This window comes from Allobranchiibius huperziae, from assembly GCF_013410455.1.
GTDB classification, from domain to species: Bacteria; Actinomycetota; Actinomycetes; order Actinomycetales; family Dermatophilaceae; genus Allobranchiibius; species Allobranchiibius huperziae.
In genome coordinates, this window is record NZ_JACCFW010000001.1 from 294,757 (window position 1) to 321,164 (window position 26,408).

The following is a 26,408-nucleotide window of genomic DNA, read 5'->3' on the forward strand; positions in this document are numbered from 1 at the left end:
GTGACAGGGCGACACCCGTGGTCGCTCTGTCACTCGCTGGTGATGGGCTCCCGGCCGGCCGGTTGCGTCGGGCGGGGGGTCATCGGCTGCACCGGGGTGATGTCCCGGGTGACCGGTTCATCGGTGGTGAGCGTGAACATCTCGCCGTAGTGCGAGAGCTCGGTGTAGCCGTGCACGCCGTCCTCCAGCTCGTAGACCGCGTGGTCGGGGTGCACGGTGACGCGCACCTTGCAACCGCGCCACCGGATCGCGAAAGCCAGTCGGGACAACCGTTTCGGCAACGCGGGCGCGAACGACAGCTTGCCGCCGTGGTCGCGCATCCCGCCGAAACCACACACCAGCGCCAGCCACGCACCCGCGAGCGACGCGACGTGCACGCCGTCTCCGGTGTTGTGCTCCAGGTCGCGCAAGTCCATCAGCGCGGCCTCGGTCAGATAGTCGTGCGCAAGCTCCCGGTGGCCCACCTCGGCGGCGATGACCGCCTGGGTGCACGCGGACAGGGATGAGTCGCGCACGGTGATCGCCTCGTAGTACGCGAAGGCCTTGGCCTTGTCCTCGAGGGTGAAGTTGTCGCCGCACCAGTGCATCGCGAGCATCAGATCCGCCTGCTTGACGACCTGTTTGCGGTAGATGTCGAAGTAGGGATAGTTGAGCAGCAGCGGATAGTCCTTGTTGTTCGCCGTGCCCTTGAAGTCCCACACCTCGCGCTCAGTGCTGCCTCGATCCTGTTGATGCACACCGCGTTCGACGTCGTACGGCATGGCCATCGCCTCATCGGCGGCGCGCCAGGTGGCGATCTCGCGCTTCATCACACCGAGGGCCAGGGCCTCCTGCGGCCAGCGTTCGGCGGTGTCGGCGGCGTAGCGGAAGTTCAGCGCCGCCATCAGGTTGGTGTAGGTGTTGTCGGCCACGACCGCGGAGTACTCGTCCGGGCCGGTGACGCCGTCGATGTGAAACTTGCCGTCGTCGCCGTGGTAGCCGAGGTCGGTCCACAGCCGGGCGGTCTCCACGAGCAGCTGCAGCGCCACGTCGCGGTCGAACTCCTCGTCCTGGGTCCAGAAGACGTAGCGCGCGGCCGCCACGGAGATGTCGGCGTTGATGTGGAACGCGGCCGTGCCCGCCGGCCAGTACGCCGAGCACTCCTGGCCGCGGATGGTGCGCCAGGGGAACGCCGCCCCGTGCAGCTTCAGCGTGGTGGCCCGCTCCGACGCGAGGTCGATGATCGACTGGCGCCAGGTGAGCGCGTCTCGTGCCGCGAGGGGAGCGGTGGCGGTCAGCACCGGCAGGACGAACTGCTCGGTGTCCCAGAACGCGTGCCCGTCGTAACCAGGTCCGGTGAGGCCCTTGGCGAGGATCGCGCGGCCCTCGGCGCGGGCACCTGCCTGCAGCACGTGCCACAGGCCGAACCGCACTGCCTGCTGGACGGTCTCGTCGCCGTCGACCTGCACGTCGGCGCCGTCCCAGAACTCCTGGACGTAGCCCTCCTGCTCCGCGACCAATTGGTCCCAGCCGGTGTTCACGACCGCCGACAGCGCGCCGTCGACCTGGTCGCGTAACGCCGGGAGGGTGCGCTGGGAGGACCAGCCGTAGGCGACGAACTTGGTCAGGCCGAGCGTCTCGCCCGGGTCGAGGTGCGCACCGAGGGTCATCCGCGACCAGTCCGGCTGGATGAAGGTGTTGGGCTCGTAGTCATGATCGCCGTGCAGCTCGTGGTCGCACGCGGCCGCCATCCTCAACCCGCTGCGCCGGGTGCTGTGGATCAGCTGCGCGCGGGTGACGCCGGCGAGGTGCTGCTCGGAGACCAGTGGGCGCTCGAGCGCGGCAGCCACCCGGGGGTCGGCCGAGGTCACCGGCAACTCCTCGTTGGCGACCATCTCGGACTGGATCACCACGCGCAGCGGTTTGTCCACGGCCTCGACCTGGTACCAGATCGCCAGGATGGAGCGCTGGGTGAAGGAGACCAGCCTCTTGGAGCGGACCCGGATGATGCGGCGCGCCGGTGACTCCCACAGCACGTCACGGGTGAGCACGCCCGTGCGCAGGTCGAGGGTGCGTTCGTGGTGGCGGATGGTGCCGTACCGCATGTCGAACGGCTCGTCGTCGACGAGCAGCCGGATCAGCTTGCCGTTGGTGACGTTGACGACCGTCTGTCCCGATTCGGGGTAGCCGTACCCCGCTTCGGCGTACGGCAGGGGCCGGGTCTCGAAGAAGGAGTTGAGGTAGGTGCCGGGCAGCCCGGCGGGATCGCCCTCATCGAGGTTGCCGCGGACGCCGATGTGGCCGTTGGCGAGCGCGAAGATCGACTCGGCCTGCGCGAAGTTGTCCGGTGCGATGCCGATCTCGCGGATCCTCCAGGGTTCGACGACGAAGCCCTCGTAGTCGGTGCTCACGCGGGTGCATCTCCATCGGTCGACGTGGAATCCAGCAACTCGGACAGGTCCTTCACCACGACGGTCGCGCCGTGCTCGCGCAGCTCCTGCGCGTGGTCGACCCGGTCCACGCCGACGACGTAGCCGAAGTGGCCGGCCTTGCCCGCGGCAACGCCGGACGTGGCGTCCTCGAAGACGACGCACTGCGCCGGCGGCGCACCGGCGAGCTTCGCGCCGGCGAGGAAGGAATCGGGCGCCGGCTTGCCCTTGATGTGTTGCTGCGCAAGCGTCTTGCCGTCGATGCGACCTTCGACGTACTGCGCCAGACCGGTCACGTCGAGCACCATCTCGGTGTTGGCCGACGACGAGACGACGTACCGCTGCAGGCCTGCCGCCTGCGCCTGCTGCAGGTAGCGCCGCGACCCGTCGTAGACCTTCACGCCGTCGCGTTTGATGGCGACCTGCACCAGATCGTTCTTGCGGTTGCCGACCCCGTAGACCGTGTTCGCGTCGGGCGGGTCGTCCGGGCTGCCGTCGGGCAGGTCGATGTTGCGGGACTTCAGGAAGTCGCGGACACCGTCTTCGCGCGGTTTGCCGTCGACGTAGTCGTTGTAGTCGCCGGCGATGTCGAACGGCGTGTAGCCGTCACCGTCGCGCGCCTTGAGCAACGCGTCGAACGTCTCCTTCCACGCCGTGCGGTGCACGCTCGCCGTGTCGGTGAGGACACCGTCCAGGTCGAAGAGACACGTGGTGATGTTCTCTGGCAAACCCAGCATGGTGGTCCTCCGCTCGCGGGGTGGTCAGACCCCGTCGCAGGTTACTGCGGTGGAGCCTCCCGGAGTGGGCGACCCGCAGCAGTGCCAGAACATCGGTACCCGTGGCGCAGGGGCCCAACCTCGAAGGCGCCCCAGCGTGACTCGATGGAGATGCGACAGGTCGGCCCGTCGTCAATGTCGTGGCGGCGGGCCGACCTGTCGTGCGGGGTCAGGCGGCGGGATCGGCCGCCAGTCGCTCGTGCAACTGGGCGCGTAGGCGGTCCACGTCCGTCATGGCGGCCACCATCGCCCGGGTCGCCGGATCGTCGGAGTGCAGGATGGCGAGCACGATGTGCTCGGCGCGGAACATCGCGTGGAACTGTGCGCGACCGGACTGACGGTCGTCCTCGTGCGCCGTGGCGCGCGCCTCCTGTGCCTGCGCTCGCAGGTCACGGAAGATGCGCACGGTCGCCTCCGACGGGCGAGGCCCACGGCCGAACCGGCGGCTCTGCGGACCCCGGCGTCCGCGGCCGCGTGGACCGCCGAACGGGTTGAACTCCTGGAAGTCCGGGAAGTCCGCGAACCACTCGGGGTTCGGGAACCGACCGAATCCGCCGGGTCGGGGCGCCTCGTCCGGACCAGGCCCACGGCGGGCGTCGTCCGGACCGCCCCGCCCACGGCGAGCGTCGTCCGGGCCGCCCCGCCCTCGGCGGACGTCACGCTCGGCGCGCTCGCGGCGCCGGCCCCAGGCGCGGGTGATGTCCTCACCGAACGCCTCGCCGACCGCCTCGGTCACCTTGTCTAGGTCGATGCCGATCGAGGCGAGGGCGTCCCGGTCGTCGTCCAGGTTCGCGGTCTGCGGACCATCGTCGTCGCTGTCGTTGTCAGGATTACTTGCTTCCCCGCTGTGCTGGGCGGTGAGGATGTCCCTCGCCGCCGGATAGGTGAGTCCGTGCTCGGCGAGCAACGGCGCCACGGGGGAGCGCAGGTTGGTCGTGAGTCCGAGCAGGATGTGGTCGGGGCCGACCTCGGAGTGTCCGAGCTCCGCTGCCACGTCGTGGGCCTGCATCATGGCGATGCCGACATCAGAGTTTCGTAGGTGAAACATGTTGTGCTCCTTCAAAATCGGTGGAAAGCAGCTCAACTCCGAGCGTGCTTCTGATGGACGGCCTGGCGGCTGACGTGCAAGACGTCGGCGATCGCCTGCCAGCTCCAGCCCTGGTCCCGCGCATTGCGCACCTGCACCTCTTCCAGTCGATCGGCCAGCGTCCGCAATGCGCGGATCGCGGCTAGACCTTGTGCCGGATTGGTGCTTGCGGCCGCGGCGGCCGGGTCCTGAGTCGTGTCCATGCGTCAACTAAACATGACACCGGCGCATCTGTCAACAATTATTGACGACAGATTCTCGACCCGGCTCGAGGGGGGGACTAACGAGAGGTGACCGGAGGTTGCACCGGGGGAGCGCTCCGCGGTCCACAGCGGTGCGCCGCGACAGGAGGAGCAATGCGATGAAAGCTGTTCAGTTCTCCGAGTACGGCGGCCCTGAAGTCCTTTCGGTCACCGAGGTCGACGATCCGCACGCAGGACCGGGGCAGATCCGGATCGCGACGCGAGCTGCGGGGGTGAACGCCATGGACTGGAAGATGCGCGAGGGCTACATGAAGGACCTGATGCCCCTGCAGCTGCCCGCCGGATCCGGGGCGGACGCGGCCGGCGTGGTCGACGAGGTGGGCGAGGGCGTCGAAGGCGTCGCGGTGGGCGATGCAGTGTTCGGCTCCGGGGCGAGCGCGTACGCCGAGCGGGTGGTCCTCGATCACTGGTCCGCGAAGCCGCAGGGACTGTCCTTCGAGGAGGCCGCCGGCTACCCCGTGCCCGTCGAGACCGCGTTGCGGATCCTGCGGGAGGTGGGCATCCAGACCGGCCAGACGCTCCTGGTGAGCGGCGCGTCCGGGGGCGTCGGCTCATCGGTCATCCAGTTCGCTGTCGACCGGGGTATCACGGTGATCGCCACCGCCAGCGAGAAGAACCAGGACTACCTGCGCGGGCTCGGTGCGACGGCGACGACGTACGGCGACGGCCTCGTCGAGCGGGTGCGCGCTCTCGCGCCGGACGGGGTCGACGCGGCCCTCGACATCGCGGGCTCCGGGGTGATCGACGAGCTGATCGAGCTCACCGGCGACCCGCAGAAGGTGCTGTCCATCGCCGACTTCGGCGCGGGTGAGAAGGGCGCGAAGGTCTCCACGTCCGGCTCCGCCCAGGAGGCGGCGTACGCCGAGGCGGCGCAGCTGTTCGAGGCGGGGAAGTTCAGCCTTCCCGTCGAGCAGACGTTCACGCTGGGGCAGGCCGCCGACGCCCAGGACGCCAGCCGGGCCGGACATGCGAAAGGCCGGTTCGTCATCACGGTGTGACGACGAACCGGCCTCTTCACGCGCTCATTTCGTTATTCAGGCGGTGCGTGCCCCTTCGAGCTTGGCCATCTCGGCCTGCACGAACTCCTCGTGCCGGGCGGCGTCCTCGCGCGCCTTGCGCGGACTCCACCGGCCGACCATGAGGAAGACGAACGGGATGAAGAGCAGATCGGCCAGCGCACAGATCAGCCACCACCGCTTCCACTGACCGGGGCTGTCCTTCGCCGCCTTCTGCACCTTGTCGCCGTTCTTCTGCAGGAACGCCGAGTCGGCGGCCTTGATCGGGTGGGCGCCCAGGTACTTCAGCTGGGCCACGGCGTCCGCCGGGGACTTCGCGGCCCCGGACTTCACCAGGTCGCCCACGGCGGCCGCCCCGGCACTCGGTGACGTCGGATCCTTCTCCAGCGCAGCCAGATTGGCTGGAGTGATGCCCTTCACCGTCCCCAGCTGCGTCTTGTACTCCGCCGCCAGCTCCTGCACCTTGGCACCCTTGTCGACCAGGACCGAGGTCGCCGGGAGCGCCGCGCCGAACCCGATCAGTGTCAGACACACGATGATCCGCAGTGTCCAGCCCCACGTCGCGAGACCCGTCGCCGTGGCGGCCGGGTTGTGCTTCTCGACCGTCTCGGTGAAGGAGGCCATCCACGCGCAGTAGGTCATGCCCTGCGAGGCACTGATGATGATGAGCAGCGTGCGGAAGGTCTCGTACGACGTGCCCGACGAGGTCGCCTTCATGGCGAAGACGACCAGAGCGATGACGCTGATGACCGAGCCGACGATCATCAGCGGCTTGCGCACGCCCAGCTTGTCGGAGATGAACCCGGCGACCACCAGGGCGATGGCGTTGGGCAGCCAGTACCAGTTGGCCAGGGAGTTGGCGCGCTCGGGCGTGTATCCGAAGATCGTCGCGAAGTAGACGACGAAGAAGCCGACGGCGATGTAGTAGAAGATCAGGAAGATGCTGATCGCGAACGCCGATCCGACGACGTCCAGTTTCATCATCTGACGCCACTGGCCCTGATGCACCTGCGTCTCGTCGACGTCGGCCGCGCGCGCCTCGATCAGCTGCCGGTCACGCATCGAGACCATCAGCTGGTCGCGCAGGCCGGGGGACAGTTCGCGCAGGAAGAGCAGCGCGATGACCGCCACGACCAGCCCGACGATGCCGCACACGTAGAACTGGAACTGCCAGTCCGGGTGCGATCCCAGCGTGTGGCTGGAGACCTCGGTGACCATCAGGGAGCCGAGCACCGGGCCGAGGGTCCAGAAGCCCATGGCGGACGCTCGTCCGAGCTGGGGGGAGAAGTCGCGGATCAGTGCCGGGGTGGCCACCAGGATCATGCCCTCGACGAGGGAGAGCACCGCGAACTCGAGCAGATAGACGGTGCCGTTCGGCGCGTGGGGCAGCGCGAAGGTGACGAGCAGGCCGGTGAGGAAGAGCCCGACCACCACCAGATTGGCCCGGCCCCACCGGTCGGCGAGGCCCGCCGCGAGCGAGCCGAACGCACCGACCAGGTTGCCGATCACCGAGATGAAGACGAACTGGTTGAAGCTGATGTTGAAGCTGGTGATGATCTGCGTCGCTACGGCGCCCGGGATGTAGAGCTCGTAGTAGAGGACGACCGTCGCGGCCACCGTGATCGCGAGGTAGGCGATCCGCTGCCCGGTAGCGGGGTATTTGGCCAACTGACGGTGCACGAGCGGGTTGCCGGTGCGGGGTGCCGAGCGTGCGGCGGGGGATGCTGCGCTGGACGAGGCCATTGGAGCCCTATCTGTCGAGGTGTGAGCCACCTCACAGTCCGCGCAAAGCCGTTGACTGTCAAGCACATCGAGGTCACGGTTCGGTGTGGCGTCGTCCGTAGGCATCGGAAAGTGACCGCAAGGTCGATAACCCACTGGGCTGCCGTACGCGCGTGCAGGTAAGTGACCGCCGTGCCCATAGCCCACCTCATCGCCCGGTCGGGTGGGCCGGTTTCGCGGTCCGGTGACGCCTTCAGGCGCCTGGAAGGGCACGCTCGCCCCGCCGGCCGCTACCGGGTTGCCCGCCGCGTAGGAAAGTGACCGGGCGGCCGATACCCCACCTGGCTGCCGCCAGCCGGCGTAGGAAAGTGACCGCGCGGCCGATGCCCCACGCACCGAGCCACGCAGCGGAAGCCCACCGGAGCGATCCTCGTCCGAAGCCGCCTGAAAACGCCAGCCACCTGAACCCGCCGCCCAGTGCAGGAAGATGACCGCAGCGCCGCTGGCCCGCGCGGAAAGAAAGGGCCCCGACCGGCGTTCTCACGCGATCGGGGCCGTTCTACTGTCTCAACACAGCGTGCACCCGGAGAGATTCGAACTCCCAACCTTCTGATCCGTAGTCAGATGCTCTATCCGTTGAGCTACGGGTGCTGGTGTGGGCGCGTCAGGACGGCCCGTTCACCGGAGAGGTACGTTACCTGCTCGCTCTCGACAGCGGAAATCGGCGGCCCGCCGACCACCCATCGGCGTACGCCGGATGCCTCAGCCTGCGAACGGCCGGGCAGGGAGACCGCCGATGCCGGGCTCGCAGGCGAATACCGCTCCGGCCAGAGGCTGTTCGCCGTCGGGCACGTTCTCCCTGGTGGTGGTGATGTAGAGCGTGCGTAGCCCGTCGCCGCCGAAGGTGCACGCGGTGACGTTGGTCACCGGCAGTTCGACGACGTGGTCGAGCTCACCCTCGGGGGAGTAGCGGTGCACCGCGGAGCCGCCGTAGAGGGCGACCCAGACCCCGCCCTGCTCGTCGACGCACAGTCCGTCGGGGTCGCCGGCTAGGTCCTCCGGCAGCGTGACGAACGGTCGGCGGTCGGTGATCCCGTCCGGCGACCAGTCGAAGGTCGACACGACCCGCGTCGGGGTGTCGTTGTGGAAACCCCTGTCTCCCAGACCGGTCCAGCCGATCCCGTTGGAAACGGTGAGGTCGGTGATCACCTGCGACGCGAGCCCGTCGGAGGTGAGGAGATACAGGGAACCCGCGCCGGGCGTCTGGTCATAGGCCATCGTGCCGCAGTAGAAGTTGCCCATCGGGTCGCAGCCGCCGTCGTTGAAGCGGATGCCCGGGTCGCTCCACAGCGGCTGCATCTGCTGCACGTCGGACAGGTCCGGTGCGCTCGCGAGGGCGAAGCCGCGCTCGGTGGCGATGATCGCGCCGCCGGCTCCGCGGGGTCGCAGCGCGGCGGCGACCTTGCCCACGTGCACCCGGTCGACTCCGCCGTCCGGGCGAGGCGACAGGACGTCGCCGGCGAGCATGTCGACGTACTTCAGCCCGCCCCAGTCGACGTCCCAGCAGGGCCCTTCGGCGTGGAAGGCGTGCGGTGCGGAGATCTCCTGGGCGCGCATGCCCGCACCCTATGCCGGGCCGTTGCGATACCGGTCAGACGTCCTCGGCCTCTTGCTGCAGCGGATCCCACTTGGTGATCCGCGCGGACTCCCACCCGCGGGACTTGACCGCGTCGCGGGCCTGCGTGCGGTACGTCGGGGTGAGGCGCTCGACGTAGAGCTTGCCGTCCAGGTGGTCGGTCTCGTGCTGCAGGCAACGCGCCAGCGTGCCGCCCTGCGCCTCGACGACGACCTCGTTGCCGTCCAGGTCGGTGCCGGTGACCCGCGCCCAATCCGAGCGCGCGGTGGGGAAGTGCTCGCCGGGCACCGAGAGGCAGCCCTCGAGCTCGCCCGGGTCCGGATCGCCCGGAGGCACGGTGCCCTTCTCCAGCACCGGGTTGATCACGACGCCGCGCTGGACCACGTCGTCGTCAGCGGCGCAGTCGTAGACGAAGATCCGCAGCCGCACCCCGACCTGGTTCGCGGCCAGGCCCGCGCCGTCCGCGGCCTCCAGGGTGTCGAACATGTCGGCCACCAGCTCGCGCACGTCGTCGGTGACCTCCCGGACGCGCCGGGTCGGCTGATGCAGCGCCTTGTGCCCGATGATCGTGATCGGCCGGACCGCCATACCTTTTTCACTCCTGGGGTGTTGCTGCATCGCTGCGCGGATCGTTGCAGCGAGGAGTGTTTCACGGCCGGTCGTCGTCCGTGCGCCGGTCATGGCGCGGGCGGACGCGCTGGGGCGGCGGCGCGTCCTCGCGGCTGACCGACCAGCTGGCCTCCGGGTCGTCGGACAGCACGGTCGCGGCGCGCACGACGCGGCGACGGTTCGCGCCGTAGTCCGGGGGTGGCCGGTCCTCGAAACCGGAACGTACGGGCCGGCGTACGGGCACCGGGATGCCGTACGGATCGGTCGCGTCGACCGGGTCGAGCGAGCGATGGTGGTGCTGCGGCTCGTTGCTGTCCTCGTCGACCGACTCCTCCTCGCCGAAGATCTCGGCGCAGATGGAGCGGTAGTGCAGGTCGGCGTCGGGGATGTAGTCGATCTGCCGCAGCGCCTGGTCCTGTCCCGCGCTCTCCATGACGAAGGTGCCGTAACCGAGGAACCGCGCGGACACCGACTGGTTGAACGACATGTCGGTGACCTTGGCCAGCGGCATCATCGCCACCTTGCGCGACACCAGGCCGTACGTCAGCAGCAGGCGCCGGTCGGTTGCGACGAACCAGTCGTGGCGCCACAGCAGCAGTTGGACCAGGCAGTAGACCAGCAGCGCCAGCCAGAGCCACCACGCGAGGTCGGAGACCAGCCCGGCGCTTGCCGGAGTGACCAGCGCGATCGCCACGACGAGCAGCAGTCCGACCACCGTGCCGGCGACGACCCCGGCGACACGGGACCAGTGCTGGTGGACCGCCACCACCATCCGCTCACCGTCGAGCAGATAGCGCCCCATCGCCCGTTCGGCGCCCGACGCGACCCCGTCCATGTGCGATCAGGAGTGCAGGATGTCGTGGTAGAAGTCGCCCACGTGCTGCACGCCGGACCGCAGGATGCTCCAGATGTTGTGCACGATGCCGGCGGAGTGGCCCGGGTCGGTGAAGATCGCGTAGAGGAGGAAGATGAAGACCGCCCAAATGACGATCTTCTTCACCTTGTCGGTGGCCATCGGTCCTCCGGAAGTGCGTGGGTGCCGACGGGACGTGCGGCACGATTCATGAGCCAGTGTGACAGGAGTGACGCGTGTGACGACACCGTCTGCCGCCGCCGGGAGTGTCGCGACCAGCGCCCAGGTGGTCGCGGGGCTCAGACCACGCCGTACAGCCGGTCGCCCGCGTCGCCGAGGCCCGGCACGATGTAGCCCTTCTCGTTGAGCCGTTCGTCGATGGCGCCGGTGACCAGCGTGACCGGCACGTCCAGCTCTCGCAGCTGGTCGTCGAGGGCCTCGATGCCCTCCGGCGCGCACAGCAGGGTGACCGCCGTGATGTCGTCGGCGCCCCGGTCGACCAGGTACTGGATCGACATGGCGAGGGTGCCGCCGGTCGCGAGCATCGGGTCGAGCACGTAGCACTGCCGACCGGACAGGTCGTCCGGCAGCCGGTTGGCGTAGGTGATGGCCTCGAGGGTCTCCTCGTTGCGCTGCATCCCGAGGAAGCCCACCTCGGCGCTCGGCAGCAGTCGCACCATCCCCTCCAGCATGCCGAGCCCGGCACGCAGGATCGGCACGACCAGCGGCTTCGGCGTCGAGAGCTTGATGCCGGTGGCGGGGGAGACCGGGGTGTTGATCTCGAACGGTTCCACGCGCACCGAGCGGGTCGCCTCGTACGCGAGCAGCGTCACCAGCTCCTCGGTGAGCCGTCGGAACGTCGGGCTGTCGGTCCGCTCGTCGCGCAGATACGTCAGCTTGTGCGCGATGAGCGGGTGATTGGCGACCTGGACACGCATGGCCCAGACTCTACGGCGTGACGGCAGGCTTCCCTGGCGCTCCCGAGCCGCCGTACGACGCGTGGATGGGACTGGCGCTGCTCCGCGCCCGCGAGGCGCTCCTCACCGACGACGTGCCCGTCGGCGCCGTGGTGCTGGATCCGCACGGCGAGGTCATCGGCTCCGGGCTCAATCTGCGGGTCGGCGACAAGGATCCGCTCGCGCACGCCGAGATGCTCGCGATCCGCGCTGCCGCAACGCATCTGGGCCACTACCGACTCGACGACTGCCTGCTGGTGGTGACGCTCGAACCGTGTCTGATGTGCACCGGCGCGGTGATGCAGTCGCGGCTGTCCGGGATCGTCTTCGGCGCGTACGACGCGAAAGCCGGCGCCTGCGGGAGCGCGTGGGACGTCATCCGTGACAACCCGTCGCCGCACAGGGTGACCTGTGTGGGCGGCGTACGCGAGCAGGAGTGCGCTGGGCTGCTGACCGATTTCTTCCGGTCCCGACGTCGTCGCGGCGCGGGCGGTCGGTAGCCTGCGACGGTTATAGCACTCCTATCGACAAGGCCCCCAGCGGGCCGGAAGGTGGCCCATGGCCTCCCCCAACAAAGCCGCCGAACCCACGACGAACACCGCCGACGGCGGTGATCCGCACCTCAAGCGGCACGTCGGCGTGGTCGGCCTCCTCTTCGCCAGCGTCGGATCCATCATCGGATCCGGGTGGCTCTTCGGTGCCCTCAACGCATCGCAGGAAGCCGGGCCGGCCGCGGTCATCTCGTGGGGCCTCGGCGGAGTGATGATCCTGCTGATCGGCCTCTGCTACGCCGAGCTCGGCACGATGTTCCCGCTGTCCGGCGGCGTCGTGCGCTTCCCGCACATCGGCTTCGGGTCGTTCGCCAGCTACATGACCGGGTGGATCACCTGGGTGGCGTGCATGGCCGTCGCGCCGATCGAGGTCGAGGGCGCACTCACCTACGCCACCAAGTACGCGGCGTTCACCGAGAAGCACACGGTCGACGGTGCCGTCGTCCACACCCTGACCGGCCTGGGACTCGGTGTCGCCGTGATCGCGATGGCCGTCTTCGTGGTCATCAACTACTTCGGCGTGCGGTGGTTCGCCCGCGTCAACAACGTCCTGGTGTGGTGGAAGCTCGGCATCATCACCCTGGTGATCGTGGCCTTCCTGGTCACCAAGTTCACCCCCCACAACTTCACCTCCCACGGCTTCAGGCCCGAGGGGTGGCACGGGGTCTTCACCGCGATCTCGACCTCGGGAATCGTCTTCTCCTTTCTCGGTTTCCGGCAGGGCATCGAGCTCGCCGGCGAGACCGACAACCCCAAGCGCAACGTGCCGGTCGCGGTCATCGGCTCGGTCCTGCTGACCACCGTGATCTACGTCCTGCTGCAGGTGGCCTTCGTGGGTTCGCTCTCCCCGTCGGATCTCGCGCACGGCTGGGCCAAGGTGTCCTTCACCGACGACTTCGGCCCGCTCGCGGCCATCGCCAGCGTGCTGGGTCTCGGCTGGCTGGCCACCCTGCTCTACATCGACGCGGTGGTCTCGCCGGCGGACACCGGCCTGATCTACACCACGGTGACCTCGCGCATCTCCTTCGCGATGGCGCGCAACCGCAACGCGCCGCAGGCGCTGGCGAAGACGACGTCGAACGGCGTACCGCTCATCAGCATGGTCCTGGCGTTCGTGGTCGGGCTGATCCTCTTCCTGCCCTTCCCGAGCTGGCAGCAGCTGGTCGGCTTCATCACCTCCGCGACCGTGCTGTCGTTCGGCTCGGGACCGCTGGTGCTGCTGGCCTTCCGCAAGCAGCTGCCGGACCACCCGCGCTCGTTCCGGCTGCCGGGAGCGCACGTGCTGGCCTTCCTCGCGTTCTGGTCGGCCAACCTGATCGTCTACTGGACCGGCTGGAAGACCAACGAGAAGCTCTTCATGGCAGTACTACTCGGTGTCGTGCTGCTCGGCGTGATGTACGCCGTCAACGCCGTGCGGGGCCAGCAGCCGGAGTGGGACTGGGTGTCCGGTCTCTGGTACGTGCCGTGGCTCGGTGGCCTGGCGCTGATGTCCTACCTCGGCAACTACGACGGTGGGCGCAACGTGATCCAGTTCGGCAGCGCGTTCATCGTCACGTTCATCTTCTCCGCCGCGATCATGGCGCTGGCGTACTCCACCCGCCTGTCCCGCGTCTCGGTCGACCGCTACATCGCCGACTCCCAGCGTGAGGCGCAGATCGAGGAGGAGACCCTGGCCGGCTGACGGCCGACGGTCACGCCCCGGGTCTCCCGGCGCGCGTACTGACGCAGAACGCCCACCCCGCCGTACGACGGGGTGGGCGTTCTGCGTCCGTGGCCAGTGCTGCAGCCCTGGCCGCAGACGTAAAAGGCCCTCGCGGCGCCGCGCTCGACGGACCGGTGATCAGCGGCCGGTGGGCTCCGGTGTGGGGGTGGGCGTGGTCGTGCTCTCCCGGAACGTGCCGCCGGTCATGTCCTCCAGTTCGGTGCCGTTGGTCTCCGGGATCATCGCGCGCACGAAGAAGTAGGAGATCAACGCGAAGACGGCGAACCCGCCGTACACGAAACCCAGGCCGACCCGGTCCGACAACCACGGGAACGACACCGTGACGATGAAGTTGAAGATCCAGTTGGCCGCGGTGCAGATCGCGATGGCGTAGGAACGCTGTCGGTTGGGGAACATCTCCGACAGCAGCGTCCACATCACCGGGCCCCAGGTCGCGGCGAAGAAGATGACGAAGAGGTTGGCGCCGACGAGCGCCACGATGCCCCAGGTGTGCGGCAGCGTGATGTTCTTGCCCGACCCGGAGGCGTTGAAGAATGCCGCGGACGCCAGGGCGAGGCCCACGAGCATCCCGGCGGAGCCCACGAGCAGCAGCAGCCGGCGACCGAAGCGGTCCACGAAGAGCAGCGCCACGAACGTGAAGGCGACGTTGATGACGGCGGTGATGACCGAGGTCTTGAACGAGTCGCTGTCGGAGAAGCCGACCGACCGCCACAGGGTGGTGGAGTAGTAGAAGATCGCGTTGATCCCGACGAGCTGCTGCAGCGCGGCCAGCACGATCCCGACCCAGACCAGCGGTTTGAGTCCGAAGCGGTCGCCGGCGATGTCGGCGAAGCTGGTGCGGTCCTCGCTCTGCAGGGACTCCCTGATGGCCTCGATCTTGTGGTCCGGAGCTTCGTCGCCCATGGTCTGCAGCACCGAGCGGGCGCCGTCGGTCTCGCCCACGCGCACCAGGTAGCGGGGCGACTCCGGCAGCAGGAAGGACAGGACGCCGTAGACCAGCGCGGGCACCGCGCCGACCAGGAACATCCAGCGCCAGGCGGTGATCCCCAGCCAGGTCGCCTTCGACGCTCCGCCCGCGGAGTTCTGCACCAGATCGTCGGACAACAGGGCCGCGAAGATGCCGATGGTGATGCCGAGCTGGTTGATCGAGGTGAGCCCGCCGCGCATCCGGGCGGGCGCGATCTCGGAGATGTACGCCGGGGAGATCACCGACGCGAGACCGATCCCGAGACCGCCGACGACCCGCCAGAACATCAGCTCCCCGATGTTGCCCACGAAGGCCGAGCCGATGGAGCTGGCGAGGAAGAGCACGGCGCCGAGCAGCATGACCTTCTTGCGGCCGAGGCGGTCGGCCAGCTGACCGGCGTACCAGGCACCGGCGGCGCAGCCGAGCAGTGCGATGGCGACCGCGAAGCCCTTGACGAAGGCGCTCAGGCCGAAGCCGCTGTTGATGGCGTCGACCGCTCCGTTGATCACCGAGGAGTCGAACCCGAAGAGGAAGGCGCCGACGGCGGCGGCGAGGCTGGCGGCGATCACCTTCCCGTGACCCGTGCGAGGTGCTCCGGCGACGGCCTGGCTCATGTGTGGAGTCCCCTCTGTTGGTCACGTACTTCTACGCACCGTATCGCCCTGCAAGGCAAAAGGGTTGAGCTGCAACCGGGGCGCCTGTCCGAGCGGCCGCGGGACGGCGACACGAGCGTGCATCAGTCGTAGTGGCGCACGTCGCGCCAGATGGCGGACCAGGGCCGGGGCACACGGCACAAGAGGACGGGTATCCCCTGTTCCTGGTTGTCCAGGTGGTCACCGTTGTCGATCCGGGCGAGGGTCGCGCAGTCGGTGAAGTACGGCGCGGCCTCACTCCCTTCGTACCCGAGCAGGAGCACCGAGGTGTCGTGATCCGGTGGCGGGGGCCACTCGCTGTACGCGTTCTGGCCGCTGTAGGCCTGGGGCAGCCCATGGGCGGCCCCGAACAGGTTGATGTCGGATGCCTCGCCGTAGTTGCCGGTGAAGACCGCGGTGTCGCTCCGACGTGCCGGGGGGATGGATCGCCACGCGGCCGCCACCGTGGTGGTGAACCTCGGCCACCCCACCTCCTCGCCGATATCGGGGTTGAGCGCCATCGCCAAGCTGCCCTGGAGCGAGCGCTGCGGCACGACCGGGAGCGCAACGCCCGCCGAGATCAGGGCGGACACCGCGACGGCGACGATCAGCAGCGCGGGCCGCAGCATTGATCGGCCACCCCGAAGCCACTCGACGGTGGATGTCGCACCGAGGCCGAGGAGCGCGGGATAGATCCCGGCCAGGTAGTAGGCCTTTCCGTCGCCGAGCAGGTAGACGACGGCGAGCACGGCGTACGTGAGCGGGACGAAGCGAGCCGTGCGCAGACCCGGCCGCCGCCAGGGTGCGATTAGCCCGGCGATCCATACAGGGACCAGCACCGGGCTGACCATGACCAGCTGGAAGGGCAGGAAACCGACGCGCCCACCCTCGGCGGACCCGGCGACGTTGCCCGCCACGGTCAGCTGCGGCCAGCCGTGCACGGCCTGCCAGACGACGTAGGGGCCGGCGATGACGACGGCCGTGACGACACCTGCGGCGAACCCGCGGGTCCGCAGCATCGTCCGCGGGCCGACGGCGGCGAGGACGATGACGGCGACGACCGCCACCAGTGCGACCTGCGGCTTGAACTGGCAGCCCACGCCGGCGGTCACCCCTGCGAGCACGAGATCCCGGTTGCGGGCCCGGGCGGCGCCCGTGCTGTCGTGCCGCACGGCCCGTAGGAGGAGCCACAGCAGGACGGTCGTGGAGAGAAGGTCGAAGGTGGTGGTGGAGACGATGTGGCCGACCGCGAGCGCGAAACCCGACACGGCGGTGCAGGCGGCTGCGACGAGTTCGCCCCGCCGGTCCGCGCCCACCTCACGGGCGACGAGCGATGCCACCAGCGTGGTCGCCGCGCACGCGACCGCCGACGGCAGCCGCAGGACGACGAGCGAGCCCGGGTCCAGATGGTGCATCAGCCACGCCAGCAGCGGCACGAGTGGCGGCTGATCCGGGTAGCCCCACGCCGGGTGCCCACCGGACACGATGAAGTACATCTCGTCGCGGTGGTAGCCGTACCCCCCGCTGAACGCCGCCAGGACGGCGAACTGGACGGCGGCGACCGCTGCGGCCGGCCCGAAGGACCGTGAACCGTCGAGGCCACCCGCAGGCCAGCTGCTGCGGTGTCCTCGGCGAGCCGGTCTGCCCTGAGCCAGAGACACGGTCCAGTGTGCGTCCGACCGGTCCCCGGAGACGTCCGAACGGGCGATCTCGGGGAGCCTCGGCCATGTCCAGTGCGCTCCGGGGGTGGTGCCGCCGGGCGGAAGGGGCACCGGGTACGACGAAGCCCCGGGCGGCTGCCCGGGGCTTCGTCGTACCTACTGGCGGTGGCGGTGGGATTTGAACCCACGGTGGAGTTACCCCCACACACGCTTTCGAGGCGTGCTCCTTAGGCCGCTCGGACACGCCACCGCCGACGAGGGTACCCGAGGGCTGCGGTCGGGACGAAATCCGTTACCTCATGCGGTCCGTCAGCAGGATGTCGACGGTGAAGCGGTCGGTACGTCGGCCTTGAACTCCTTGCCGAGCACCAGGTCGACGGAGGAGTCCGAGCGCCCGTCGCGGGCGAGCGTGGCTCCGGGGACGCGCGGCAGGACGTAGCGCCTGGCGAAGTCCTCGCCGGTCGCGCCGAAGCGGATCTGGGCGACGCCGTCGACCCTCTGCTTGTACGGGTCGTTGCTGATCGAGCCGATGTCGAAGCCGCCGGACGCGAATTTGGCGGCGACATCGCGGGCGCTTCCGCTGGTGTCCGAGGCGTTGTAGACGTTGAGCTTCGCCAGTGCTTGGGGGAGGGCGAGCGTGGTGCACGACGGGGTGGACGGCCCGGTCGGGGCCGCGCTCGGCGGGCTGATGTTGCGCACGGCGTACACCAGGCCCGCGATCACCAGGATCGCGGCGATCCCGAGGACGACGGTCGCGCGGATCCGGCGGCGCCGGCGAGCGGCCTGCAGGCCGTTACTGGTGCTGCTCACAGCGACAGCACCCGGGCGTGCAGGACCGGACGCTGCTGCAGGGCCGCGCGCAGCGCCCGGTGCAGGCCGTCCTCGAGGTAGAGGTCGCCGCGCCACGACACCACGTGGGCGAAGATGTCGCCGTAGAAGGTGGAGTCGACCGCGAGGACCAGCGCCAGGTCGAGTGTGCGCTTGGTGGTGATCAGCTGCTCCAGGCGCACGATCCGTGGAGACACCGCGCTCCAGTCGGACGGTGTCTCCAGCCCGTGGTCAGGGTAGGGGCGCCCCTCCCCGACAGCCTTGAAGATCACGGCCCGATGCTACGGGGACCGCTGCACGATTCCCCGTAGCCTGCGGCTCCCACGCCGCTATCGTCGCTTCCATGACCACCTCGGAAGACGCCCTCGCCCAGATCAAGGCCGGCTACGGATTCTCCGGCGCCGCACTCGAGCTCGGGGTCGCCGTGACCGACGGGAAGGCGCATCCCGACGTCCCGGTCAGGTTGCCGCTGTCGATGATGAACCGCCACGGTCTGGTCGCGGGTGCCACCGGCACCGGCAAGACCAAGACACTGCAGTTGATGGCCGAGCAGCTGAGCGCCCAGGGGGTGCCGGTCTTCCTGGCCGACATCAAGGGCGACCTGTCCGGCGTCGCGACGGCGGGCCAGCCCGGTGACCGGGTCACCGCCCGCACGAGCGACATCGGTCAGCAGTGGACGCCGACGGCGTACCCGACCGAGTTCTACGCGCTCGCCGGCCTCGGCAAGGGGGTGCCGGTCCGTGCGACCATCACCTCGTTCGGGCCGACCCTGCTGTCGAAGGTGCTGGGGCTCAACGAGACCCAGGAGTCCAGTCTCGGACTGGTCTTCCACTGGGCCGACAGCCAGGGGATGTCGCTGCTGGACCTGAAGGACCTGCGCGCGGTGATCTCCCACCTGACCTCCAAGGAGGGCAAGGCGGACCTCGAGGGCCTCGGCGGGCTGTCCTCGGCCACGGCGGGGGTGATCCTGCGCAACCTGGTGGCGTTCAGCGACCAGGGCGCCGACGCGTTCTTCGGCGAGCCGGAGTTCGACACCGCGGACCTGCTGCGCACCTCCTCCGACGGTCGCGGCGTCGTGAGCTGCCTGGAGCTGGCGGCGGTGCAGGACAAGCCGGCGCTCTTCTCGACGTTCCTCATGTGGCTGCTGGCCGACCTCTTCCACGACCTGCCCGAGGTCGGCGACATCGACAAGCCCAAGCTGGTCTTCTTCTTCGACGAGGCGCACCTGCTCTTCGACGACGCCTCCAAGGCCTTCCTGGACGCCATCCAGCAGACCGTGCGGTTGATCCGCTCCAAGGGCGTCGGCATCTTCTTCGTCACCCAGACCCCCAAGGACGTGCCGAACGACGTGCTGGCACAGCTGGGCAACCGGGTGCAGCACGCGCTGCGCGCCTTCACCCCGGACGACGCGAAGGCGCTCAAAGCGACCGTGCAGACCTTCCCGCACAGCTCCTACGACCTGGAGGAGCTGCTCACCCAGCTCGGCACCGGCGAGGGCGTGGTGACGGTGCTGTCGGAGAACGGCGCACCGACCCCGGTCGCGTGGACCCGGATGCGGGCGCCCCAGTCGCTGATGGCGCCCAGCCCGGACGCGACGATCGACGCGACGGTCAGCGGATCCTCCATCGTGGGCAAGTACGCGCAGGCGATCGATCGCGAGTCGGCGTACGAGATGTTGAACACCAAGCTCCAGCAGGCGCCCACCCCCGCGGAGGCGCCGGCTCCGGCGCCGTCAGGCGGCCAACAGCCGGCGCAGGCGCCTCAGGAGGCTCCGCGTTCGGCCCCGCGTGCCAAGGAGGACAAGGGCATGATCGCGAACGTGGCGGGGTCGCCGGCGTTCAAGTCGATGATGCGCTCGGCGGGCTCGGCGCTGGGTCGGGAGATCACGCGGAGCCTGTTCGGGACGGCCCGCCGGCGCCGCTGAGCGTCGGCCGGCAGGCCGCTCGGGTCAGGAGCAGGTGCGGCTGGGCTTGGGCACCGGCGGGGCCGTCGCCTGAGCCGCAGGCACCAGCCCGGAGAACCGGTAGTCCAGCACCAGGTCCACGGAGGAGTCGGTGCGCCCGTCGAGCACCAGCTTGGCGCCCTTGACCGACAATGCGACCCGCCGGGCCGCGGGCTCGCCCTTGGCGCCGTACCGCACGATCGCGATGAGCTCCGGGTTGAAGCTGCCGAGCGGATCGTTGCCGACCCGGTCGGTCTTGAAGCCGCGGGCGCGCAACTCCTTGCCGACGGTGGTCGCCAGCCCAGGCCGCGCGGTCGTGTTGTAGACGTTGACGGTCACGCTCTTGGCGGCCGGCGGGGGCAGCGCGGCGAGCTGGAACGACGGTCCGAGGACCAGGTCGATCGAGGGGTTGGTGCGGCCGTCGTTGTAGAGGGTGGCGTGCTCCACCTGGGTCGCCAGCGTCAGCGCCATCTGGTAACCACCTGCGCCGTAACGGATCTCGGCGTACGTCGGGGTCGGCCGGTTGTCATCCTGCGGATCGCTCGCCGTGCTGATCACCTGGAAGCCGCGCCACGACAATGCGGTGCCGACCTGCCCGGCGAGACCCTGGGTGTCGGACGCGTTGAGGACGTTGACGTGGATGTAGGACGCGGGGATCGCGACGGTCGGGGTGGGGGTCGTGGTGCATACGGGCTTCTTGGCCGGCGCCGCCTCCTGGTCGCCGCACCCCGCGAGCACCATCGAGCCGGCCATCAGTCCGGCCGTCGTGAGAAGGGCGAGCCGCCCCCTGGTACGCATGATGCCTGTCTGCCCCTTGTGACTCTCTGTCCCGGAACCCAAGTGTGCCGCCGCACGAGCCGATCGAGCCAGCGGCGCGCCAAGCCGTTTCCCTCTTGTGACCCACCTCAGGCTAGGGAAGCGAGGTGAACGGCGGGTGACGTGCGCTCGGGGGCCACGTCGGTGCCCGCAGGTCGCGCTCTCAGCCGGTCGGATCGGGCGACGTCACCGTCAGGACGGCTCCATCAGGTGCTCGATGGCCGCGGCCGCCCGCAGCACCACGTCGTCGGCGAAGCGGGTGCCGACGACCTGCATCCCGACCGGGAGCGCCCCGGCCGGACCGATGGGGACGCTCGCGGCGGGCAGGCCCGCGAGGTTGGCGGGCAGGAGCAGCGCGCACCACGCGTCGAACCCGTCGGGGACCGCTCGGCCGGCCACGGTGGCCGGGCCGAGCCGGTCGGCGGCGAAGGCCGTCACGGGGAGGGACGGAGTGAGCAGCACGTCGTACTCCGACAGGAACTGCAGCCAGGAGGTGGTGAAGCGGCTGCGGGCGGCCTGCGCGTCCAGGTAGGCGCGGGCGCTGACACCGGCGCCGGACTCGATGATGGCGGCGGCGTCGGCGCCGATCAGATCGGGTCGGTCGGCGAGCAGCTGCCCCTGTGAGGCGTTGCCCTCCGGCAGCGCGGTGGCGTCCCACAGCGCGCAGACGTCGACCGGATCCGGGTGCACCAGATCGATCCTGACGCCGGACCGCCGCAGCGTGTCGAGCGCCCGCTCGAACGCGCCCCGCACGTCGTCGTCCAGGTCGGACAACCCGAGCGTGGCGGAGGCGGCGATGCGCAGCCCGTGGAGCGAGGCGCCGCGCACGGCGTCGAGGAAATCGAGTGGCCGGGGCGGCGCGACGCTGGTCGGGTCCTGCGGTGCGGGGCCGCCGAGCACCGTCATGGCCAGCGCCAGATCCCGCACGCACGACGCGATCGGTCCGACGACCGACAGGCTCGGCCATCCGCGGAACCCCGGCGTGGTCGGCACCAGCCCGAAGGTGGGTTTGAGCCCGGCGACTCCGCAGAAGCCGGCCGGGATCCGGACCGACCCGCCCCCGTCGCTGCCGAGCGCGAGGCGGGCCATGCCGGCCGCCACCGAGGCAGCTGCACCGCCACTGCTCCCGCCCGTCGTACGGGACAGATCCCGCGGATTGCGGGTCGTTCCGTACAGGTCGTTCGTGGTGACGCCGCGGTAGCAGAACTCCGGGTTGTTGGTCTTGCCCAGCACGACCGCGCCGGCCTCCAGCAGCCGGTCGACGGCCACGGCCGACGTGCCGGGCCGGAAGTCGGCCAGGACGCGAGATCCGTTGGTGGCCGGGGCTCCCGCGAGCCAGATCTGGTCCTTGATGGACACCGGTACGCCGGCCAGCGGGCCGATCCGCTCGCCGGCGGCGATGCGTCGGTCGACGTCCGCGGCCTGCGCGAGCGCCTCGTCGCGCAGCACGACGGTGTACGCGTTGATCTCACCGTCGCGCGCCTCGATCGCCGCGAGGCACTCGCGGGCGGCGTCCACGGCGCTCAGGCGTCTGCCGGCGATCGCGTCGGCGACCTCCCACGCGTTCGTCACAGGGTGCCCTGCACCGCTGCCCGCTCCAGCTCCTCCTGCTCCTCACGGGCGACGCGGGTCTCGGCCTCGACGTCGATGTTGCGGGCCAGGAACCAGTAGAGGAGCCCGGCGACCGGCAGGCCGATGAAGAAGGAGATGTCAACGTCGTGGATCGATTTGGCCACGAACCCGGTGTAGAGGCTCCCGACCACGAAGAACGGTGTCATGGCGATGAATCCGACCAGGTAGGAGACGATCCCCGGCCAGCCCCACCGTCCGTACATCCCGTTGGGTTTGAAGATCTCGGCGATCGCGTAGTGCCCTCGTCGCACGACGTAGTAGTCGACCAGGTTGACGGCGGTCCAGGGGATGAAGAGGTAGAGCACCAGCAACAGGAAGTTGTTGAAGTCGCTGAGGAAGTTCGACGTCGCGACCAGTGCGCCCAGCAGGGACAGCACCGCGGTGAACGCGATGGTGGCGATCCGGATGCCGAGAGTCGGCTTGACCTTCGAGAAGGAGTCGACAGCGCTGATGAGGGTCAGCGAGCCGCCGTACATGTTGAGCGCGATCACCGAGACCAGGCCGAGCGCCGCGAGGACCAGGACCACGTCGCCGAATCCGTTGAAGAAGTGGTTGCCGACCTCCTTCAGCTCGGCGATCGCGTTGCCGCTGAACGCCTTTCCCTTCCATGCCGCGAGCGTGGCACCGATGACCATCATCCAGGCGCCGCCGACGGCCGACCCGCCGTACGTCCAGTAGAAGGTCTTGCGCACCGTGACGTCCGGCGGCAGGTAGCGCGAGTAGTCCGAGACGTAGATGGCCCAGCTGATCTGGTAGCCGGCGACCACCCCGAACTGACCGAAGAACGGCGCCGCCTGGAAGTGCCCGAGGTCGAACGTGCCGGCCGGGTAGTGCAGCGTGAAGAGCAGGACCGTGACGATCCCGAAGACGATGAGCATCGCGTAGGTGAGGATCTGCTCGGCCCGGTGGATCAGGTCGTAGCCGATGATCGCGATCGCGACGCCGATGAGGGTGATGATCACGTGCCACGGTTTGATCCACGACGTGCCGGTGCTCTTGGACATCGACTCGCTGGCGAGCACGGTGTTGAAGACGTTGAACCCGGCGTACTGCACGTAGGCGAACAGCCAGACGAGGAGCGCGCCGAGGTAACCGAACTGGGGCCGCGACTGGATCATCTGCGGCAGACCGAGCTGCGGGCCCTGCGCGGAGTGGAACGCCATGAAGAGCGTGCCCAGCAGCGTGCCGACCACGATGGCGATGATCGACCACGGCAGCGTCGCGCCCTCGGTGATGCTGATGAGGCCGACCGCCAGCGTCGCGATCTGCGCGTTCGACATGAACCACAGCGGCCCGAGATGCCACAGCTTGCCGTGTCGTTCGGTGAGCGGCACGTAGTCGATCGAGCGGGATTCGATCCCGCCGGCCCGCTGAGCGGGTTCCTTCGTCTGCGTCATGGGACCACTCTCCCGCGAGATGCATTGTTACTGCTGGGTATTCCGTACGGCGCGCGTCGCAGAGGAGTGCAGGTCCCCGGACGTCGCCCGGAGGACGGGGAAATGGCTTGTGCCGGCGGGAGCCGGCTGCTGCGATCGTGACGTGCCCGAACCGAACCTGGCCAGCGCGGGCGGATCGCCCGATGCCTCGGGCATCCGCGTCGTCCGGGCGAACGACGCCGCCGCCGTCGCCCGCATCCTGGCCACCCTGCCGCAGTGGTTCGGCATCCCCGAGTCGAACGACCACTACGTCGAGGCTGCCGCGTCGATGCCGTCGTATCTGGCCGTGACCGGCGACCGCGTCGTGGGCGTGTTGCTGACGACGATTCATTTCGCGGAGGCTGCCGAGGTCTATCTGATGGCCGTCGACGCGGCGTACCGACGCCGGGGCATCGGCACCCGGCTGATGGAAGCCGCGCGGGCAGAATTGCGCCGCGACGGCGTCCGCTTCCTGCAGGTCAAGACGCTCGGTCCGAGCCGACCGGACGAGAACTACGCGGCGACCCGCCGCTTCTACGAACGCTGCGGATTCACCCCGTTGGAGGAGCTGCTGCAGCTGTGGGAGGGCAATCCCTGCCTGCTGATGGTCGCGGCGCTCTGACCCCGCGTCCCAGGTCTGCCGGCCCGCTCCCGCCGAACCAGGGCGGCGCCGCCACATCGGCCCTAGCCTGAGGTGGTCCGCGCCGGGGAGTGCGGACCGGCGATGCCGATGGAGCAGAGGGAGTCCCACCATGACCGACGGGAAGCGGCCGATGTTCGAGAGGAAGCGGGTGGGGTACGGCGTCTGTCCCGCGTCCCCGACCGGGTGGCTGGTGGCGTTCCTACCGGGTCTGATCGTGCTCGTCGTCGTGCTGGTGGTGGTCCTGGTCGTGGCACGGTGACCGGCACCGCGGCGGCGACCGCGGCAGGTCGCAGCCGATGCGCGCGGGTCGTGGCTCGACGGGTGGCTGCCGGTATCGCGGTGGTCATGTCGGCGGCGGCGTGCAGCTCACACTCCACGGCATCGTCGGGTACGACGGCGAGCGCATCGGATTCGGCGTCGGCGCCGAGTTCGTCGACCTCGAGTTCCACGACGGCGAGTCCATCCGGATCGACGTCGGCGGGCAGGTTCCCGCAGGGCTGGGTGGACGAGCAGGTGAGCTTCACCGTCGACGGGATGACGATCTACGCGACCTACCGTCATCCGGTCTCATCGGCCCGCGGACCGGCTGCGTTGCTCATCGCGGGGAGCGGGATCCCCGATCGCAACGGCGACTCACCCGGGTCGCCGGAGGGTTCGATCCGCCTGCTCGCCAATCAACTCGCACTCGACGGTGTCGCGACCCTGCGCTACGACAAGCTCGGTTCCGGCCGGACGGGTTTGGGCACGTTCGCCGCCGACCCGGCCTCGGTCCGGGTGGCCACCTACGAGCACGAGGCGGCCGCAACACTGCGCTTCCTCGCGAGCAGACCGCGCTCGGACGCTTCCCAGCTGTCGGTGTTCGGCCACAGCGAGGGCGGTTTCTACGCGCTCATGATGGCCACCGGTCATGCGGGCGTCGTGCCGCACATCGCCCGCCTCGGTCTGATCGAGCCCTTGAGCCGGCGGACCTTGGACGTCCTGGACGAGCAGGTCACAGGCCTTTTGAGGCGGGACGTCTCGGCGGGCAGGATCACCAGCGCCGCCGCCGCCACCCAGGAGCAGCAACTCACCGCTGCCATCACCGCCGTGCGCGCCGGCCGGACGCCCGCCCAGATCCCGGCCGTGGCAGCGACGACCTTCAGCCCGAACAACATCGGTTACACCGCCGACCTGGATCGTTACGACCCGGCTCAGCTGGCGGCCGGGCTCCCCGCGGGGACATCGGTCCTGCTGACCTGCAGCCCCCAGGACTCGCAGGTGCCCTGCTCCGACGTCGACCACCTGAAGAGCGGTCTGACCAAGGCCGGGGTGTCCCTGGACTACGCGCCGATCACCGACATGGATCACGCGCTGAAGACGGACGACACACCCGACAACGACAACGACGATGCGGCTGTGCCGATGGCGCCGGCCCTTGCCCGTGCCATCGCGACGTTCGTGAAGTGATCAGGGAGCGCCGAGCGCAGCGAACACCTCGATGAGCTCGTACGCCGCGGCGATGTCCGCGGCGGTGAAGCCCAGTGTCAGCGGGCCGCGTAGTCCGACCCCGGGGATTCCCAGCGCGCGCTCGGTCATCGACGGCCGGAGGACGTCCACCTCGAGGTCGACCGGGCCCTGGAAACGCGGCGCCTGCACGTCGCCGAGGCGCGTGAGCGCCGTCTGCGTGGCAGCCTCGATCCGTCGGCACGACTCGCGCGGGTGCAGTCCTTCGGCGGCCCGGCTGCCCCTCGAGGTCTTGACGACGACCGTGGTCATGCCGGGCACCACCGAGGCGGCCTCGGCCGCCAGCGTGTCGTCACCGGTCGCGAGCACGGGCGCCGCGCCGTAGTGCACCGCCAGGGCCGCGTTCAGTCCGAGCTCGCCCAATTCGCGCCCGTCACAGCGGACCTCGGCGATGACGGCGCCGCTGACCGTGTGCGCCAACACGGAGTGCGGCGTGCCGGCCCGTCCGTGATAGCCGACGAAACATGCCGCATCCACGCCCTCGTCGATCCCGGTCATCATCGCCAGGCGCCGGGGCGATCCCCGCAGCAGCGTGCACCCCTGCTCCAGGCGGTCCGGGATGAGGTTGCGGAACCGTGCGTGCGCGTCACAGACCACGATCTCCGCCGCCGGGTCGTGGGCCAGCACACCGCGTACGACGGCGCTCGCCTCATCCGTCATGTAACCGCGGTTGCGCTCGTACTCCGGGTTTCCCGGGCTGGTGTCCTGCGGGTCGACGACTCCCGCAACACCCTCCATATCGACCGACACCAGCACCCGCACGACACCC

Annotated in this window: 25 protein-coding genes and 2 tRNA genes; 7 read left to right on the forward strand and 20 right to left on the reverse strand. The window is 69.4% G+C overall.

What is annotated here, in order from left to right; translation table 11 throughout:
* Positions 1-29: 29 nt before the first annotated feature.
* From HNR15_RS01415 to HNR15_RS01430, 4 genes are all read right to left on the reverse strand, one after another.
* A complete protein-coding gene (locus HNR15_RS01415; protein ID WP_179478508.1) occupies positions 30-2,390 on the reverse strand; it encodes a glycoside hydrolase family 65 protein in 2,361 nt (786 codons plus the stop codon).
* The gene (locus tag HNR15_RS01420; protein WP_179478509.1) at positions 2,387-3,145 is read right to left on the reverse strand and encodes a beta-phosphoglucomutase family hydrolase; all 759 of its coding nucleotides are present in this window, start codon (positions 3,143-3,145) and stop codon (positions 2,387-2,389) included. The genes HNR15_RS01415 and HNR15_RS01420 overlap by 4 nt, the downstream gene beginning before the upstream one ends.
* A 208-nt stretch (positions 3,146-3,353) precedes the next feature.
* Positions 3,354-4,232 (reverse strand): Clp protease N-terminal domain-containing protein, encoded by an 879-nt coding sequence (locus HNR15_RS01425; protein WP_179478510.1) that lies wholly within the window; start codon positions 4,230-4,232, stop codon positions 3,354-3,356.
* Positions 4,233-4,264: 32 nt separating this feature from the next.
* The gene (locus HNR15_RS01430) at positions 4,265-4,474 is read right to left on the reverse strand and encodes an RNA polymerase sigma factor sigma-70 region 4 domain-containing protein (protein WP_179478511.1); all 210 of its coding nucleotides are present in this window, start codon (positions 4,472-4,474) and stop codon (positions 4,265-4,267) included.
* A gap of 158 nt (positions 4,475-4,632) precedes the next feature.
* Between HNR15_RS01430 and HNR15_RS01435 the strand changes: the two genes are divergently transcribed.
* Positions 4,633-5,532, forward strand: a complete 900-nt coding sequence (locus tag HNR15_RS01435) for an NADP-dependent oxidoreductase (protein ID WP_179478512.1) — start codon at positions 4,633-4,635, stop codon at positions 5,530-5,532.
* 36 nt (positions 5,533-5,568) lie between these two features.
* Here the strand turns inward: HNR15_RS01435 and HNR15_RS01440 are convergent, their stop codons facing one another.
* The 7 genes from HNR15_RS01440 to upp all read right to left on the reverse strand — a co-directional run bounded on the left by HNR15_RS01440 (position 5,569) and on the right by upp (position 11,308).
* Positions 5,569-7,293, reverse strand: coding sequence for an MFS transporter (locus HNR15_RS01440; RefSeq protein ID WP_179478513.1), 1,725 nt, complete (start codon positions 7,291-7,293; stop codon positions 5,569-5,571).
* 557 nt (positions 7,294-7,850) lie between these two features.
* Positions 7,851-7,923: transfer RNA gene (locus tag HNR15_RS01445), tRNA-Arg, on the reverse strand.
* 111 nt (positions 7,924-8,034) lie between these two features.
* Positions 8,035-8,889 (reverse strand): SMP-30/gluconolactonase/LRE family protein, encoded by an 855-nt coding sequence (locus tag HNR15_RS01450; protein WP_179478515.1) that lies wholly within the window; start codon positions 8,887-8,889, stop codon positions 8,035-8,037.
* Between the two features lie 34 nt (positions 8,890-8,923).
* Positions 8,924-9,496, reverse strand: a complete 573-nt coding sequence (gene def, locus HNR15_RS01455) for a peptide deformylase (protein ID WP_179478517.1) — start codon at positions 9,494-9,496, stop codon at positions 8,924-8,926.
* A gap of 61 nt (positions 9,497-9,557) precedes the next feature.
* Positions 9,558-10,352, reverse strand: a complete 795-nt coding sequence (locus tag HNR15_RS01460; RefSeq protein WP_179478519.1) for a PH domain-containing protein — start codon at positions 10,350-10,352, stop codon at positions 9,558-9,560.
* A gap of 6 nt (positions 10,353-10,358) precedes the next feature.
* Entirely contained in the window at positions 10,359-10,532 is a 174-nt protein-coding gene (locus tag HNR15_RS01465) for a hypothetical protein (RefSeq protein ID WP_179478521.1), read from the reverse strand.
* A 137-nt stretch (positions 10,533-10,669) separates the two neighbouring features.
* The gene (upp, locus tag HNR15_RS01470; RefSeq protein ID WP_179478523.1) at positions 10,670-11,308 is read right to left on the reverse strand and encodes a uracil phosphoribosyltransferase; all 639 of its coding nucleotides are present in this window, start codon (positions 11,306-11,308) and stop codon (positions 10,670-10,672) included.
* Between the two features lie 17 nt (positions 11,309-11,325).
* Between upp and tadA the strand changes: the two genes are divergently transcribed.
* Positions 11,326-11,826: a tRNA adenosine(34) deaminase TadA gene (gene tadA / locus HNR15_RS01475; RefSeq protein WP_343048363.1), complete on the forward strand. Its 501-nt coding sequence runs from the start codon at positions 11,326-11,328 to the stop codon at positions 11,824-11,826.
* A 58-nt stretch (positions 11,827-11,884) separates the two neighbouring features.
* Positions 11,885-13,558: an APC family permease gene (locus HNR15_RS01480; RefSeq protein WP_179478525.1), complete on the forward strand. Its 1,674-nt coding sequence runs from the start codon at positions 11,885-11,887 to the stop codon at positions 13,556-13,558.
* Between the two features lie 159 nt (positions 13,559-13,717).
* Here HNR15_RS01480 and HNR15_RS01485 read toward each other — a convergent pair whose 3' ends face one another.
* The 5 genes from HNR15_RS01485 to HNR15_RS01505 all read right to left on the reverse strand — a co-directional run bounded on the left by HNR15_RS01485 (position 13,718) and on the right by HNR15_RS01505 (position 17,960).
* Positions 13,718-15,181, reverse strand: coding sequence for a sugar porter family MFS transporter (locus HNR15_RS01485; RefSeq protein WP_179478527.1), 1,464 nt, complete (start codon positions 15,179-15,181; stop codon positions 13,718-13,720).
* A gap of 122 nt (positions 15,182-15,303) precedes the next feature.
* On the reverse strand, positions 15,304-16,860 hold the full coding sequence (locus HNR15_RS01490; protein WP_179478529.1) for a glycosyltransferase family 39 protein: 1,557 nt from the start codon (positions 16,858-16,860) through the stop codon (positions 15,304-15,306).
* A gap of 160 nt (positions 16,861-17,020) precedes the next feature.
* Positions 17,021-17,110: transfer RNA gene (locus HNR15_RS01495), tRNA-Ser, on the reverse strand.
* Between the two features lie 59 nt (positions 17,111-17,169).
* On the reverse strand, positions 17,170-17,670 hold the full coding sequence (locus HNR15_RS18730) for a LytR C-terminal domain-containing protein (RefSeq protein ID WP_179478531.1): 501 nt from the start codon (positions 17,668-17,670) through the stop codon (positions 17,170-17,172).
* Positions 17,667-17,960 carry a type II toxin-antitoxin system VapB family antitoxin gene (locus HNR15_RS01505; RefSeq protein ID WP_179478533.1) on the reverse strand — a complete coding sequence of 98 codons (294 nt, stop codon included), beginning with the start codon at positions 17,958-17,960 and terminating at the stop codon, positions 17,667-17,669. Before HNR15_RS01505 ends, HNR15_RS18730 begins: the two co-directional genes overlap by 4 nt.
* A 71-nt stretch (positions 17,961-18,031) precedes the next feature.
* On the opposite strand from HNR15_RS01505, the gene HNR15_RS01510 reads away from it, so the two are divergent.
* On the forward strand, positions 18,032-19,612 hold the full coding sequence (locus HNR15_RS01510) for a helicase HerA-like domain-containing protein (protein ID WP_179478535.1): 1,581 nt from the start codon (positions 18,032-18,034) through the stop codon (positions 19,610-19,612).
* 24 nt (positions 19,613-19,636) lie between these two features.
* On the opposite strand, the gene HNR15_RS01515 is transcribed toward HNR15_RS01510, so the two are convergent.
* From HNR15_RS01515 to HNR15_RS01525, 3 genes are all read right to left on the reverse strand, one after another.
* A complete protein-coding gene (locus HNR15_RS01515; RefSeq protein WP_179478537.1) occupies positions 19,637-20,428 on the reverse strand; it encodes a LytR C-terminal domain-containing protein in 792 nt (263 codons plus the stop codon).
* 210 nt (positions 20,429-20,638) lie between these two features.
* Positions 20,639-22,018 carry an amidase family protein gene (locus HNR15_RS01520; protein WP_179478538.1) on the reverse strand — a complete coding sequence of 460 codons (1,380 nt, stop codon included), beginning with the start codon at positions 22,016-22,018 and terminating at the stop codon, positions 20,639-20,641.
* Entirely contained in the window at positions 22,015-23,475 is a 1,461-nt protein-coding gene (locus HNR15_RS01525; protein WP_179478540.1) for a purine-cytosine permease family protein, read from the reverse strand. The genes HNR15_RS01520 and HNR15_RS01525 overlap by 4 nt, the downstream gene beginning before the upstream one ends.
* A gap of 142 nt (positions 23,476-23,617) precedes the next feature.
* On the opposite strand from HNR15_RS01525, the gene HNR15_RS01530 reads away from it, so the two are divergent.
* The 3 genes from HNR15_RS01530 (at position 23,618) to HNR15_RS01540 (ending at position 25,582) form a co-directional block, all read left to right on the forward strand.
* The gene (locus HNR15_RS01530; protein ID WP_343048364.1) at positions 23,618-24,115 is read left to right on the forward strand and encodes a GNAT family N-acetyltransferase; all 498 of its coding nucleotides are present in this window, start codon (positions 23,618-23,620) and stop codon (positions 24,113-24,115) included.
* 130 nt (positions 24,116-24,245) lie between these two features.
* Positions 24,246-24,395: a hypothetical protein gene (locus HNR15_RS01535; protein ID WP_179478542.1), complete on the forward strand. Its 150-nt coding sequence runs from the start codon at positions 24,246-24,248 to the stop codon at positions 24,393-24,395.
* On the forward strand, positions 24,392-25,582 hold the full coding sequence (locus HNR15_RS01540) for an alpha/beta hydrolase family protein (protein WP_179478544.1): 1,191 nt from the start codon (positions 24,392-24,394) through the stop codon (positions 25,580-25,582). The genes HNR15_RS01535 and HNR15_RS01540 overlap by 4 nt, the downstream gene beginning before the upstream one ends.
* Here HNR15_RS01540 and HNR15_RS01545 read toward each other — a convergent pair whose 3' ends face one another.
* A complete protein-coding gene (locus tag HNR15_RS01545) occupies positions 25,583-26,401 on the reverse strand; it encodes a M55 family metallopeptidase (RefSeq protein WP_179478546.1) in 819 nt (272 codons plus the stop codon).
* Positions 26,402-26,408 lie beyond the last annotated feature (7 nt).